This is a genomic window from Epilithonimonas sp. (assembly GCF_036780765.1).
Classification (GTDB): Bacteria; Bacteroidota; Bacteroidia; order Flavobacteriales; family Weeksellaceae; genus Epilithonimonas.
In genome coordinates this window covers 17,145-29,803 of the sequence record NZ_DAIQCG010000003.1, presented here as the reverse complement: position 1 = coordinate 29,803, position 12,659 = coordinate 17,145, and the positions used below count along the sequence as shown (strand labels likewise).

The following is a 12,659-nucleotide window of genomic DNA, read 5'->3' as shown; positions in this document are numbered from 1 at the left end:
ATCTAACATCTAATCATTATGATAAGGCTTTCCTTGAAGGATTGTAGCCGCACGATAAATCTGTTCCACAAAAAATAATCGAATCATTTGATGCGTGAAAGTCATTTTAGATAGAGAGATTTTTTCATTAGAACGTTGGTAGATTTCCTCAGAAAAACCATAAGCACCACCAATCAGGATATTCACTTTTTTCACAGAACTTCCCATCCAATTATCAATCTTTTCAGAAAATTCCCGACTTGTGAATTGTTTTCCTTTTTCGTCTAGAAGAATCACCAAGTCAGAAGAATCGATTTGATTTTGGAATAATTTTGCTTCTTCTTTTTTCAGTTGGTCGGGACTTAGGTTTTTAGCATTCTTCACATCCGGAATTTCCAGTAATTCGAAGTTCCAATGTTTCGGGATTCTGGGCAGATAATATTTGATAAGAGAGATAATTTCTTTATCATCCGTTTTCCCGATGCAGAGTAAATTAATACGCATTTAGTATATTTGTGGTGCAAAGATAAATGAATGGTAAAAAAATTACAGCGTTTTTTTCTCAAAATCAAGAACTTTTTCGATGGGATTCATATTCCTGTTTTGGGGATTTCTCTCTGGAAAATGTTGACGATTTATACTGATGCTATTTTCAAAAACCCTTTGGGAAGACAAGCTGCCAGTATCTCCTGGAGTTTTTTTCTTAGTCTGTTTCCGATGATTCTGTTTTTACTTTCTGTTTTGCCTTTGATGCCGCATTACGATAAGTTGCAGTTTTACATTTTTGAAGTGTTGATGCCCCGCGTTTTTCCTTCTCATATGCAAAACGATGTTGCCGGATATATCCAGAACAGCCTTATTCCTAATATGAAATCTATTAGTAACTTGACGATATTGTTGTCTTTTGTGTTTGCAACCAACGGCTGTTTTACATTTATAAATGGATTTAATAGAAATACAGAATTACAACGAGGATTTGTGAAAGAATATGCATTGGCAATGTTGGTTACAATTTCTTTTCTAACATTGGTTTTTCTCTCGATTTTCGGAATTTATTACAGCGAAGTTGTGCTGAAGCTTTTCACCCCAACTTATGATATCGGCTGGTTTACCAAAAACCTGACGAAAATTATTGGTTTTATTTCGTTTCCGCTTTTCTATTTTATTTTACTGACTTTATTTTATTGGGTAGGTTGCCTTAAAATTACAAGGCTTAGAGAGGCGGTTCCAGGTGCTGTTTTGACGACAGTTTTGTTTGTGATATTGACTTATTTCTTCGCGATTTATGTGGCGAATATTGCAAGATATAATGTTCTTTACGGCTCTATTGGTTCCATTATTTTGGTAATGGTTTGGGTTAATATCAATGTGTTCCTTGTTTTGATGGGTAATGAGCTGAATCTTGCAATCAAGAAAGTGAAATTAGAAAAATTGGTTAGGGAAGAAATGTATTTGTAAATCAGTTTATTGAATTGGATATTTAATTATATTTACAAAAAGTAATTTTACTAACACCAAAAAGACATCGCAATGGCAAAAGGTCAAGACGCTAAAAAAGCCGTGAAAAAAGAACCGCAGAAAACGGCCAAGGAAAAGAAAGAAGCTAAAAGAGAAAAGAAAAATGCTTCTAAAAAAGATTAAAGTTAACAACCTTTCAATTAATTATTGAAAGGTTTTTTATTGAATTTTAATATGAAATAGCCCGTAATTCCCGACAAAACCGAAGCAATCAAAATACTGATTTTAGAAACATCCTGAATTTCGATTTCATTAGGAAAGGCTAAAAGAGACACAAAAATTGACATTGTAAATCCTATTCCGGCCAAGAATCCAACACCAATCATTTCTTTCCAAGCAGAAAAAGCAGGTAGTTCTGCCCATTTTAATCGGATAGCTAAGAATGAAAACAAGTTGATTCCTAAAACCTTTCCAACAAACAAACCACCGATAATTCCTAAACTTAAAGGATTGATAAAACCTTCAAAGATTTCTTTGTGAAAAGTTATATTAGTATTAGCCAAAGCGAATAAAGGCATTATTACAAAACTTACAGGAATGTGAAGTTTTTGTTCCAATTTTTCTAATGGAGAAATCTCAGTTTCTGAAATATTCGTCGGAATTGTAAAAGCTAGAATAACCCCTGCAATCGTTGCGTGGATACCAGAATGATGCATAAAATACCAAAGAAATAATCCTGGAACTATATAAAATAAAAGATTTTTGGTCCCGATTTTATTTAGAATAATCAACAAAATGCTAATTGCACCACAAATTCCTAAAGAAATCCAATCTATAGAATCTGTGTAGAACAGAGCGATCACGATAATTGCCCCCAAATCATCTACAATCGCCAACGCACTTAGAAAAATTTTTAAAGAATTGGGAACGCTTTTTCCGAGCAAAGAAATGATAGCTAAAGAGAACGCAATGTCTGTTGCCATCGGAATTGCCCAGCCATTTTTATATTCTGTGTTATGATTGAATCCGAAATAAATAATTGCAGGAATCAACATTCCGCCAACCGCTGCGAAAATGGGAAGACTTGCTTTTTTGATGTCAGATAATTCGCCTTCCAACAGTTCTCTTTTGATTTCTAAACCAACCAAAATAAAGAAAATCGCCATCAAGCCATCATTAATCCAAATAGAAACAGAATAATCCAGATGAAATAATTCTGTTCCGATTTTTGTATCCAAAAGGTTTTGAAAACCTGCTGAAAGTGAGCTGTTTGCAATCAACAAAGAAATCAAAACACATACAATCAGAACAATTCCTGAACTTTTGCTACTATGAAAAAACTGCTGAAAATATTTGGTTAAAATCATTAAACACGTTTTACTTTAGAAACTCCTTTGATACTTTTCAGTTGTTTGAAAGTCTCTTCCAATTGGCTTTTATTTTTCACTTCTAGGTTGATATTACCTGTAAAAATACCATCATTAGAAGCAATACTCATGCTTTTCATATCCATATTCATAGATCCACTGATAACCGCTGTAATATCATTTATCATTCCCATTCTGTCCAAACCTTCGATCTCGATTTTGATTCTGTTTTTAAAGCTTTCAGCATTCACCCATTTGGCTTGCAGTACTCTATAATCATAATTAGCTCTCAGGTTGATTGCGTTGGGGCAAATCTCGTTATGAACTTTTATACCTTCTGAAATGGTAATAAAACCGAAAATTTTGTCACCAGGAATCACCGTACAACATTTGGCGAAAGAATAATTCAGTTTTTCCTCATCTTTCCCAAAGACAATCATATCAAGATTAGAATCAACCTTTTCTACAAACTGTTCTTTGTTAGAAGTTTTTCTGAAACGTTGGAATAGATTGCTAAGGATGCTTTTTCCATCAACATATTTTTTGATATCACCAATGTCAAAAGTCCCGTTTTGGAAACCTAGAAATAAGTCTTGGGATGTTTTAAGATTCAGATGTTTTTGCAAACCATTGATTTCATCCTCATTGAAATTCAGTTTTGCATGGCGCATTTTTCTTTGCAGAATCTCTTTCCCTTCCGCCGTATTTTGATTTTTTTCTGAATTAAGAATATTCTTAATCTTCGATTTAGCCTTAGACGTTACAACAAACTCCAGCCAGTCCGCTTTCGGTTTTTGATTCTGAGAAGAAAGAATGTCAATCTGATCTCCATTTTGTAGGACATAACTTATGGGAACCAATTTCCCGTTAATCTTCGCCCCAAGACATTTTGTTCCCAAATCTGAGTGAACAGAAAATGCAAAATCCAAAGCTGTTGCGCCAGTCGGAAGAATTTTAATTTCACCTTTTGGTGTGAAAACGAAAACTTCTTTGGAATAAAGATTTAATTTAATATTATCAAGAAGTTCCGATGTAGAAAGGTTTTGCTGTTGTTCCAAAACATCACGAATCTCGGAAACCCAATTTTCGAATCGTTGGTCATCTGTATTTTTTCGGTAACCTTCTTTGTATTTGTAATGTGCAGCAACCCCTTTTTCTGCAATCTCGTTCATTCTTTCAGAACGGATTTGGACTTCTATCCATTTTTTATCCGGCCCCATCACGGTAAGGTGCAAACTTTCGTAACCTGTTGATCTTGGTTGAGAAATCCAGTCACGCATTCTGGAAGGATTACTTTGATAAAGGTCTGTTACGATCGAATAGATTTTCCAAGCCAAAAATTTCTCATTTCTAGGATCGGATTTGTAAATAATTCGGATTGCGTAATTATCATAAACTTCTTCAAAAGACACATTCTGCTTTTGCATTTTTCGATAAATTGAGCTGATGGCTTTTGCGCGTCCTTTTATCGTGAAATTCAGATTTTCTTCTTTCAGTTGCTCAGAAACCTCTTTGGTAAACTCTTCTACATATTTTTCACGGCCTTCTTTTGCCGTTTCCAATTTGCTAAGAATATCATTATAAACCTCAGGATTATTGTATTTCAGAGAAAGATCTTCCAGCTCAGATTTGATAGAATAAAGCCCAAATCTATGAGCCAAAGGTGCATAAATATAAACAGTTTCTGCAGCAATCTTTTTTTGTTTGATAGGATGCATACTTTCCAGCGTTCTCATATTGTGCAATCTATCTGCAATTTTGATGAGAATTACTCGGAAATCTTCTGAAAGCGTCAATAATAATTTTCTGTAATTTTCTGATTGAACCGAGATATTCTGCTGGTTCATCACAGAAATTTTAGTCAAACCATTAACGATATCCGCAATGGTTTCTCCGAAGATTTTTTTCAAATCCTCATAAGTATATTCAGAATCCTCAATCACATCGTGAAGCAATGCGCAGGCAATACTGGTTGCTCCCAAACCTACTTCATTGGCTACAATTTTTGCCACTTCTATCGGATGATAGATGTATGGTTCACCTGTTTTTCTTCTCTGATCTTTGTGTGCATCCAAAGCAATATCAAAAGCTTTTCTGATAAGTTTGTTCTGCTCCTCATCCAAAGTTCTGTAGGTATTGGTAATGAGGTCTTTATATCGTGCAAGGATTTCCTTGTTTTCCTTCTCTAAATCGTAGTTCATCATAGAATGTTAACTATAACGAATATAAGAAAATTAATACAAATTATCAAGCTATCTTTGCTATGGTTTTTTACAAAAGCTTGATTTTATGAAGGAAAAATATCAACAGATATTTATAACATTTTACAGATATTCGATCCCGTTTTATACTGTTTTTTTGCTGTATCTGATGTTTTTCGGATTCGGTAGAAGACAATACGATATTAATATTGTAAGATTGTTGCCTATGATTTCTACCTTTAATTTCGTTAAAGAAACTATTGTTTTGAAGACGGTTATGAGCAATGTTTTTGGAAATATGTTGATGTTTATGCCTTTCGGTTTTCTAGGAATTGTTTTTCCAAAACTTAATAATTTTCGAGTATTAATTTTGGATTTTCTCTTTGCAATTATTCTTGTAGAAAGTCTTCAATATTTTACAAAATTAGGTGTTTTCGATATCGATGATGTGCTTCTGAATACTTTTGGTCTTGCGATTGGATTTTGGATATATCGATGGTTGAATAGAAAGTTTATTGGTAAGGATTTTTAGTATGAACTTCCATCCATCTTGCTGGTTCTTTAATGTTATTCCAACCAAATTTTTTATAAAGTTCATGCGCATCAGCAGTTAAAAGAATCCATCTTCTCAAACCTTGTAATTCCGGATGAGTCATAATGTTTTCCATTAATAATTTTGACAAACCTAATCCACGAAATTCATCCAAAATGAATACATCGCCCAAATAAGCAATCGTCGTAAAATCTGTAATTACTTTTGCAAAGCCAACTTGTTTGTCTTTGTAAAATACACCGAAACAAAAGGAATTTGCAACAGATTTTTCAACAATTTCTCTTGGAACTCCTTTTGCCCAATAGGATTCTTCGTATAGATATTGATGAATGGTTTCTATGTCCATTTTGGATTTATCAGTAGAAATATAAAAATCTTGTTGATTGTACATTGTTATGAGTTTAATTCTTTGGCACGATTTTCTGCGGCTAAAATTCCTTTCTTCAATATCGACTTCAATTGATTCTCATCAAAAGTTTTCAATGCAGCTTCCGTTGTCCCACCTTTGGAAGCGACATCTTTTATCAGTTCTTCTAAAGATTTATCCGAATTATTAATGAGATGATAAGCGCCCAACATCGTCTGTTTTACGAATAATTTCGAAAGATTTTCATCAATTCCCATTTCTGTTCCGGCTTTTATCATTGCATCTACGATGTAGTAGAAATAAGCTGGGCCACTTCCGGAAAGGGCGGTTACGCCGTTCAAAAGACTTTCGTCTTCCAAGTAAACAGAGCGTCCTGTTGAGTTCAACAACCGCTCAACATTCATCAATTCTGAGAAAGAAATTCCGTCTGCGGCTGTGTAACCTGTGATTCCCATCCCGAGAAGAGTAGGGGAGTTGGGCATTGCTCGAACCACAAATTTGTGATTCAAATAGTTCTGAATTTTCTCAATAGAAATTCCGGCCATTATCGATAAAACCAAAGATTTTTCCGGAATTTTAAACGTCAGATTTTCTGCAACGAAAGCAAAATCCTGAGGTTTCACCGCAATGATAATCAAGTCAGCTTCCAGGTTTTTAACTACATCAAAAGACGAAACTTCAGATTCTGGAAAGGCAGATTTTATCTTTTCTTTTTTATTTCGACTTCTGGTGATGAGGTGTAGATTTTGCGGTGTTATCAATTCATATTTCAAAAAAGATTTTGAAAATGACAAACCCATATTTCCGGCTCCTAAAACTGCAATTTTCATTTGTGTATTTATATTTTTATTTATCGAATTTATGTTAAACACAAAAGCAGAAGAATAATTTTCTTTGATTATAGATTAAGGCACGAGGAAAATTAAAAAATTGTTAATTTTATAGTATAAAACTTTGTGCCTTAAAACATAATATTTTTAATCTAATTTTTGTGTCTTTGTGTTTTTTTAAATTAATTATTTAGCAATTATTTCCATCAACATCACAAGAATTACCATCACTGACAACATTGATTTTTGAATTGTTTTCTAAAAACTCTGACAAACTTTTTTCCAGAACTTCAGAAAACAAATGTGTCGGTTGAGCCCCAGAAATCGCATATTTTCTGTCAAAAACAAAAAATGGAACGCTGTTGATTCCAAGTGCAGAAGCTTCTTCGATATCATTGTTTACCAATTCTGTTAATTCAGGAGATTGAACTGCGTTTTGTATTTCATCTTTTGTAAAACCTAATTTTTCTCCAATTTCTGAAAGAACTTCAGTATCATCAATGTTTTTTCCTTGAAGAAAATACGCTTCGAACAAAAGCTCTTCCATTTCGTTAGCTTTTCCCTTTTCTTTAGCTAGCTGAACCAATATTTGACTTTTGAAAGAATTAGAAACTTTCACTTCATCAAAGTTGAAATCAATCCCTGCATTTTTTCCTATTTGGATCAGATTTTCGTGCATTTTGATTGTCTCTTGTAAAGAATGACCTTTGATATCAGACAAATATTCATAATGATTTCTGCTAAGGTCAGTTTTCATTTTTGGGTCTAATTGGAAAGAATGCCAATTAACCTCAATTTTTTCATTTTGAGCAAAATTCTGAAGTGCTTTTTCAAAATTCTTTTTTCCAATAAAACAAAAAGGACAACGTGTGTCGCTCCAAATATCTACTTTCATTTTTTTTTATTTAATTTTTTAACCATTTGAAAACCTTCAACAATCAACCAAAAACCAACAACTAAATAATATTCACTTCCCGTTCCAACTCGATTCCGAATTTTTCTTTTACAGAATCAATAATCATTGTAGAGAAATCAAAAATCTCTTTTCCGGTAGCATTACCAGTAGCGTTGATGATAACTAAAGCTTGCAATTGATTTGATGCTACATTGCCTATTTGTTTGCCTTTCCAGCCGGCTTGTTCAATAAGCCAACCTGCGGGAACCTTTACAAAATCGCCATTCGGATATCCGGGAATGTTTTCGAATTTTTGTTTTAAAGCTTCAAATTGTGACATTGCAATGGTTGGGTTTTTAAAGAAACTTCCTGCATTTCCAATCACTTTTGGGTCAGGTAATTTGCTTTTTCTGATGTTAATCACCGCTTTCGAAACATCCTGAATGGTTGGATTAGTAATTCCCATTTTCTCCAATTCTGATTGGATTGCGCCATATTCAACATCAATTTTATGATTTTTCCTTGTCAATCTAAAAGTCACTTCCAAAATCACATATTTCCCTTTGCTTTCTTGTTTGAAAATTGAATCTCTGTAACCAAATTTACATTGTTCCAAATTGAAAGTTTCAATTTCTAATGTTTCAAGATTCAGAACTTTGCAGCTTTCGAAAATGTCTTTTATTTCTGTTCCGTAAGCGCCTATATTTTGCATCGGAGAAGTTCCAACGTTCCCTGGAATTAATGACAAATTCTCTAATCCACCATAATTTTTATCCAAACAAAACATCACAAACTGATGCCAATTTTCACCAGCTTTTGCGGTAACAAGAATTTGATTGTCGTCAATTATTTCTTCTGTAATTCCTTTTAAATTTAATCGAATTGCTAATCCTTCAAAATCTTTAGTCAACAAAATATTACTTCCTCCACCCAAAAAAAGGAGTGGAAGTTTTTTAGAGTTTGAGAATTTGAGCGTTTCAATTAATTCCTCAAGGGAACGAACTTCAGCGAAATATTTAGATTGTACATCAACACCAAAAGTGTTGTAGGGTTTTAGGGAAATGTTTTCCTGCATTTTTATTTGTACTTTGCAGTTAGTGCGGTCAGTTTTGTTTTAAGCTTTTCCAATTGTTTGTAATTATTAGCATCTCCGGAAGCGTTGAAAATTTCATATTCTTTTTCTGCAGTTACAATACGAAAGATCTCATCGTGTCCGTCATACACACCTTTTCTTTCTCCACTTTTTGTCTGGCTAAGCATTTTAAGGTCAAGACCTGCAGTGAGGCTGTTCCAGTCTGCAACAGCCATTTTTTTGGAATAATTTGGGAAGTCTGTTACGCGGCCACCTCTTCCCGTAGTTTCAATAGAGTCTTTAGTAACTTTTACAGATGTCATTCCGCCTCTTCCGTATGTATTGGTATAGGATATAGATTTGATGTTGGAATTCTGAGCTACCGTTTTGCAGCTGACAAGGAAAATGGCAAATACAGACAGTATCAGACCGGATTTTAGTAATTTCATCTTATTAGATTTATGATTGGTATAAATTTAAAAATAAAACCACATAGAATTTTAAATTTTAAATAGATTTTCAAAACGATTCTATGTGGTTATTATGAGTAAACGGGCCAGAGGATTAATTCAGACCAAATTCAGTTCTGTATTTTTCTATTGCATCTTTCAGAAGTTCCGCACTTCTTCGGAGATCTTCCTGTTTCAAAACATACGCAATTCTTACTTGTTTTTTTCCTAATTCCGGATTGCTGTAGAAACCGCCCATTGGCGCTACCATAATGGTTTCGTTATTATTGGAATAGCTTTCCAAAAGCCATTGTGCAAATTTTTCTGTATCGTCTACAGGCAATTCTACACCACAATAGAATGCTCCTTTGGGTTTTGGACAGATTACTCCAGGAATCTCATTCAATAAGCTTACCAAAAGGTCTCTTCTTTCTGTATATTCTTCTCTAACTTTAGCAATGTATTCTGCATCGTTTTTATGTGCAGCTGTTGCAGCAATCTGTCCCAAAAGAACTGGACTCAATCTTGCCTGAGCAAAAAGAATCGCTGCATCGTGGATTTTCTTTGAACGTGTAATCATACAGCCGATTCTCGCACCACACATCGAATATCTTTTTGATTCTGAATCGATAACAATAACATTGTCTGCTACTTCTGGAAACTCAAACATTGAGATTTGCTTTTCACCATCATAAACATACTCTCTGTAAACTTCATCAGAAATAATCACAATGTCGTGTTTTTTTGCAATTTCTGCGAGTTTTTGTAGTTCTTCTCTTGAGTAGAGATAACCTGTCGGATTTCCCGGGTTACAAACAACAATCGCTCTTGTTTTGTCTGTAATTCTTTTCTCAAATTCTTCAATTGAAGGTAAAGCAAATCCAGTATCAATTGTTGATGGAACAGCTACGATATTAATGTTGAAAGTACCAGCAAATCCATTATAATTAGCATAATAAGGCTCTGGAATAATAATTTCGTCGCCGTCATCACAAAGGGTAGAGATTGCGAAATTCAAAGCTTCGGAACCTCCGTTTGTAACGATGAACTTGTCGGTCGTTAAATCTGTAAATCCTAATGAATGGTAATAATCTCTAAGCGCAATTCTGTAATCCAAATTACCTTCCGAAAGTGCATATTCCAAAACTTTTAAATCGATATTTTTCACAGCATCCAAAGCCGTTTGTGGCGTTTCGATGTCTGGTTGACCAATGTTCAGATGATATACTTTGATTCCCTTTTGTTTTGCAGCGGTTGCAAATGGAACTAATTTTCTTACAGGTGATGCAGGCATATGCTGCGCTCTTTGCGATATTTTCGGCATTATTTTTAAACTTTGAAGTACAAAAATAAGCTTTAATTTTTCAACAAAAAAATTAGTATTTTTGATTTAAAATAAATCCTCTAATGCAGATTTTTGTTGATACCGTAGAAGAATATATTTCCCAGATTCCTGAGGAAAGACGAGATGCTTTCAGAAAGCTTTTGGAAACCGTAGATAGTAATCTTCCGAAAGGTTTTCAGCAGACGATGCAGTACGGAATGGTCACTTGGGTTGTGCCTATGACAACTTATCCTGCTGGTTATCATTGTGCGAAAGATACGCCTTTGCCTTTCATAAGTGTGGCTTCGCAAAAGAATTTTATTGCTTTTTATAATATGGGTATTTATGCTGTTCCAGAGATTTTAGATTGGTTTGTAGCTGAGTTTCCAAATCATTCTAAAAAGAAATTGGATATGGGCAAATCTTGTATCAGGTTCAAAAAAGTGGAGGATATTACTTATGATTTGTTAGGTGAACTTTGTCAGAAAATATCTGTAGATGAATGGATAGCGATTTATGAGAAGAATTATAAAAAGTAATTTAGTTTACGTTATTTTTGCGCTGCTTTTTTTAACAAGTTGCAAAACTTACAATACTTCTATTTTGGAAAACGGTGATTTGCTTTTCGTGCCATCTGTGGATTCTGGATTGTCTGGAGCGATTAATAATGTGACACAGACAGAGAAGAAAACTTCGTATGACCATATAGGGATTGTGAAAAAAGAAGACAATCATCTTTATGTTCTTCACGCTGCGCCAAAAGGTGGTTCTCAAAAACAAAAACTTCACTCTTTTCTAAAAGAGCAAACCAAGTCCGGTCAAAAAATTGATGTTTACAGATTAAAATCAGAATTTCATTCATCGATTCCAAATTCGGTTTCCAAAGCTGAAACTTTGATTGGCAAACCTTATAATTTCAATTATATTTTGGATGATAATTCTTATTACTGTTCAGATTTTGTAGAAAGGGCATTTCGTGATAATCAAATTTTCACTTTAGAACCAATGACTTTTGTCGACCCAAAGACTGGAAAAACTAATGCGTTTTGGGAAAAATTTTACCAAGACAAAAACCTCAATGTTCCTGAAGGCTTACCTGGTTGTAACCCCAATGGATTAGCAAATTCTAATAAAATTGACAAAATAGGAGAACTTTAATCCTATTTTTTTTTCAAATTTAATTCATACTTATTTGGTGGGAATTAAATAATTTCTATATTTGCAATGTAATTAAGAAATAATGAAACAGATTTTCTCACAGATGGCGATGATGTGTAATACGAACTGAAGAGTGCGGTGAGAAGGCTATGACATAAAGCTTCATCTTACCGATGGAGCTTTTTTTATTTTAAAAATTTCAATTATGGACCAGACTAAAAAATATTATACAGACGAAAATACCGTAAGACTCACCGCATTTTTTGTGATTGTCGTGGTTTCTGTATCTCTGTTTTTTAACTTACCATATTTATTGTTGCTCTTAGTTTTTGATTTTATTATTAGGGCTTCTGGCTTATTATTTTCGCCTTTAGCTCTTTTTTCAAAATCGATTTTAAAAATATCAGGATCGAAACCAAAACCAATTTTTGCTGCTCCGAAAAGGTTTGCGGCGATATTAGGTTCAATTTTTACACTGACAATTGCTGTATTGTTGCTGTCTGGATTTTACAATATTGCATTAGGATTTGGATTTATAATAATTCTTCTGGCTGCTTTGGAAAGCTTTTTCAAAATCTGTGTCGGTTGTTACATCTTCCAAGTCGTGGTTGTTCCAATCCAAAATAAACTTAAATAATTCACCAAATACCAAAATATTACTATGATTTACAAACAAGAAACTACCGGCAAAACTTTTTTTTCCAAATCGACGAAAGAAATAATCCTTGAAATAGAGCTGAATGGGAAAATTAGATTCGATATTTTGCTTTACACGATTTACAACCATTATAACGTGAGTTACAAAATCGTCAATGCTAATATCGAATATCTTAATGGAAGCAATTTCGGGAACGTGAAACTGCTTTTGAACATTAACCAAGACCAAATCGAGAAGATAGAAAACTATCTGAGAGAATATAAATTGCTGAGCAGCAGAATAGATGTTCTACAAAAAAAGGAAGCTTCTTAACAAGCTTCCTTTAATTTTTATAGTATAAGTCTAGAT

At 33.8% G+C, this 12,659-nt stretch carries 15 protein-coding genes; 6 read left to right on the top strand and 9 right to left on the bottom strand.

Going from position 1 to position 12,659, the window contains the following annotated elements; genetic code table 11:
* Positions 1 to 9: 9 nt before the first annotated feature.
* The gene (gene rlmH, locus V7P73_RS06665) at positions 10 to 483 is read right to left on the bottom strand and encodes a 23S rRNA (pseudouridine(1915)-N(3))-methyltransferase RlmH (RefSeq protein WP_333852155.1); all 474 of its coding nucleotides are present in this window, start codon (positions 481 to 483) and stop codon (positions 10 to 12) included.
* A 30-nt stretch (positions 484 to 513) separates the two neighbouring features.
* Between rlmH and V7P73_RS06660 the strand changes: the two genes are divergently transcribed.
* Complete coding sequence (locus V7P73_RS06660; RefSeq protein ID WP_333852154.1) at positions 514 to 1,437, top strand: YihY/virulence factor BrkB family protein; 924 nt, start codon at positions 514 to 516, stop codon at positions 1,435 to 1,437.
* Between the two features lie 200 nt (positions 1,438 to 1,637).
* On the opposite strand, the gene nhaA is transcribed toward V7P73_RS06660, so the two are convergent.
* Together nhaA and V7P73_RS06650 are read right to left on the bottom strand one after the other, a co-directional pair.
* Entirely contained in the window at positions 1,638 to 2,804 is a 1,167-nt protein-coding gene (gene nhaA / locus V7P73_RS06655; RefSeq protein WP_333852153.1) for a Na+/H+ antiporter NhaA, read from the bottom strand.
* The gene (locus tag V7P73_RS06650; RefSeq protein WP_333852668.1) at positions 2,804 to 5,005 is read right to left on the bottom strand and encodes a RelA/SpoT family protein; all 2,202 of its coding nucleotides are present in this window, start codon (positions 5,003 to 5,005) and stop codon (positions 2,804 to 2,806) included. Before V7P73_RS06650 ends, nhaA begins: the two co-directional genes overlap by 1 nt.
* Before the next feature lie 88 nt (positions 5,006 to 5,093).
* On the opposite strand from V7P73_RS06650, the gene V7P73_RS06645 reads away from it, so the two are divergent.
* On the top strand, positions 5,094 to 5,537 hold the full coding sequence (locus V7P73_RS06645; protein WP_333852152.1) for a VanZ family protein: 444 nt from the start codon (positions 5,094 to 5,096) through the stop codon (positions 5,535 to 5,537).
* Here V7P73_RS06645 and V7P73_RS06640 read toward each other — a convergent pair.
* From V7P73_RS06640 to V7P73_RS06615, 6 genes are all read right to left on the bottom strand, one after another.
* Complete coding sequence (locus V7P73_RS06640) at positions 5,518 to 5,949, bottom strand: GNAT family N-acetyltransferase (protein WP_333852151.1); 432 nt, start codon at positions 5,947 to 5,949, stop codon at positions 5,518 to 5,520. The two genes, V7P73_RS06645 and V7P73_RS06640, sit on opposite strands and share 20 nt — an antisense overlap.
* Before the next feature lie 2 nt (positions 5,950 to 5,951).
* Positions 5,952 to 6,755: a pyrroline-5-carboxylate reductase gene (gene proC / locus V7P73_RS06635; RefSeq protein WP_333852150.1), complete on the bottom strand. Its 804-nt coding sequence runs from the start codon at positions 6,753 to 6,755 to the stop codon at positions 5,952 to 5,954.
* Positions 6,756 to 6,945: 190 nt separating this feature from the next.
* Positions 6,946 to 7,650 (bottom strand): DsbA family oxidoreductase, encoded by a 705-nt coding sequence (locus tag V7P73_RS06630; RefSeq protein ID WP_333852149.1) that lies wholly within the window; start codon positions 7,648 to 7,650, stop codon positions 6,946 to 6,948.
* A gap of 61 nt (positions 7,651 to 7,711) precedes the next feature.
* Entirely contained in the window at positions 7,712 to 8,731 is a 1,020-nt protein-coding gene (gene murB / locus V7P73_RS06625) for a UDP-N-acetylmuramate dehydrogenase (protein ID WP_333852666.1), read from the bottom strand.
* The gene (locus tag V7P73_RS06620; RefSeq protein WP_333852148.1) at positions 8,728 to 9,171 is read right to left on the bottom strand and encodes a hypothetical protein; all 444 of its coding nucleotides are present in this window, start codon (positions 9,169 to 9,171) and stop codon (positions 8,728 to 8,730) included. The genes murB and V7P73_RS06620 overlap by 4 nt, the downstream gene beginning before the upstream one ends.
* 115 nt (positions 9,172 to 9,286) lie before the next feature.
* Positions 9,287 to 10,495, bottom strand: a complete 1,209-nt coding sequence (locus V7P73_RS06615; RefSeq protein WP_333852147.1) for a pyridoxal phosphate-dependent aminotransferase — start codon at positions 10,493 to 10,495, stop codon at positions 9,287 to 9,289.
* 83 nt (positions 10,496 to 10,578) lie between these two features.
* Between V7P73_RS06615 and V7P73_RS06610 the strand changes: the two genes are divergently transcribed.
* From V7P73_RS06610 to V7P73_RS06595, 4 genes are all read left to right on the top strand, one after another.
* On the top strand, positions 10,579 to 11,034 hold the full coding sequence (locus tag V7P73_RS06610; RefSeq protein WP_333852146.1) for a DUF1801 domain-containing protein: 456 nt from the start codon (positions 10,579 to 10,581) through the stop codon (positions 11,032 to 11,034).
* Positions 11,012 to 11,653: a YiiX/YebB-like N1pC/P60 family cysteine hydrolase gene (locus tag V7P73_RS06605; RefSeq protein WP_333852145.1), complete on the top strand. Its 642-nt coding sequence runs from the start codon at positions 11,012 to 11,014 to the stop codon at positions 11,651 to 11,653. Before V7P73_RS06610 ends, V7P73_RS06605 begins: the two co-directional genes overlap by 23 nt.
* A 205-nt stretch (positions 11,654 to 11,858) precedes the next feature.
* Entirely contained in the window at positions 11,859 to 12,290 is a 432-nt protein-coding gene (locus V7P73_RS06600; RefSeq protein ID WP_333852144.1) for a DUF4395 domain-containing protein, read from the top strand.
* 24 nt (positions 12,291 to 12,314) lie between these two features.
* The gene (locus V7P73_RS06595) at positions 12,315 to 12,623 is read left to right on the top strand and encodes an NIL domain-containing protein (protein ID WP_333852143.1); all 309 of its coding nucleotides are present in this window, start codon (positions 12,315 to 12,317) and stop codon (positions 12,621 to 12,623) included.
* Positions 12,624 to 12,659 lie beyond the last annotated feature (36 nt).

What these genes read in the sequence shown, in the direction of transcription:
- nhaA (WP_333852153.1), bottom strand. Translation starts at nt 2,804, where the DNA reads ATGATTTTAACCAAATATTTTCAGCAGTTTTTTCATAGTAGCAAAAGT.
- V7P73_RS06650 (WP_333852668.1), bottom strand. Translation starts at nt 5,005, where the DNA reads ATGAACTACGATTTAGAGAAGGAAAACAAGGAAATCCTTGCACGATAT.
- V7P73_RS06620 (WP_333852148.1), bottom strand. Translation starts at nt 9,171, where the DNA reads ATGAAATTACTAAAATCCGGTCTGATACTGTCTGTATTTGCCATTTTC.
- rlmH (WP_333852155.1), bottom strand. Translation starts at nt 483, where the DNA reads ATGCGTATTAATTTACTCTGCATCGGGAAAACGGATGATAAAGAAATT.
- V7P73_RS06630 (WP_333852149.1), bottom strand. Translation starts at nt 7,650, where the DNA reads ATGAAAGTAGATATTTGGAGCGACACACGTTGTCCTTTTTGTTTTATT.
- proC (WP_333852150.1), bottom strand. Translation starts at nt 6,755, where the DNA reads ATGAAAATTGCAGTTTTAGGAGCCGGAAATATGGGTTTGTCATTTTCA.
- V7P73_RS06615 (WP_333852147.1), bottom strand. Translation starts at nt 10,495, where the DNA reads ATGCCGAAAATATCGCAAAGAGCGCAGCATATGCCTGCATCACCTGTA.
- V7P73_RS06610 (WP_333852146.1), top strand. Translation starts at nt 10,579, where the DNA reads ATGCAGATTTTTGTTGATACCGTAGAAGAATATATTTCCCAGATTCCT.
- V7P73_RS06595 (WP_333852143.1), top strand. Translation starts at nt 12,315, where the DNA reads ATGATTTACAAACAAGAAACTACCGGCAAAACTTTTTTTTCCAAATCG.
- V7P73_RS06660 (WP_333852154.1), top strand. Translation starts at nt 514, where the DNA reads ATGGTAAAAAAATTACAGCGTTTTTTTCTCAAAATCAAGAACTTTTTC.
- V7P73_RS06605 (WP_333852145.1), top strand. Translation starts at nt 11,012, where the DNA reads ATGAGAAGAATTATAAAAAGTAATTTAGTTTACGTTATTTTTGCGCTG.
- V7P73_RS06600 (WP_333852144.1), top strand. Translation starts at nt 11,859, where the DNA reads ATGGACCAGACTAAAAAATATTATACAGACGAAAATACCGTAAGACTC.
- V7P73_RS06645 (WP_333852152.1), top strand. Translation starts at nt 5,094, where the DNA reads ATGAAGGAAAAATATCAACAGATATTTATAACATTTTACAGATATTCG.
- V7P73_RS06640 (WP_333852151.1), bottom strand. Translation starts at nt 5,949, where the DNA reads ATGTACAATCAACAAGATTTTTATATTTCTACTGATAAATCCAAAATG.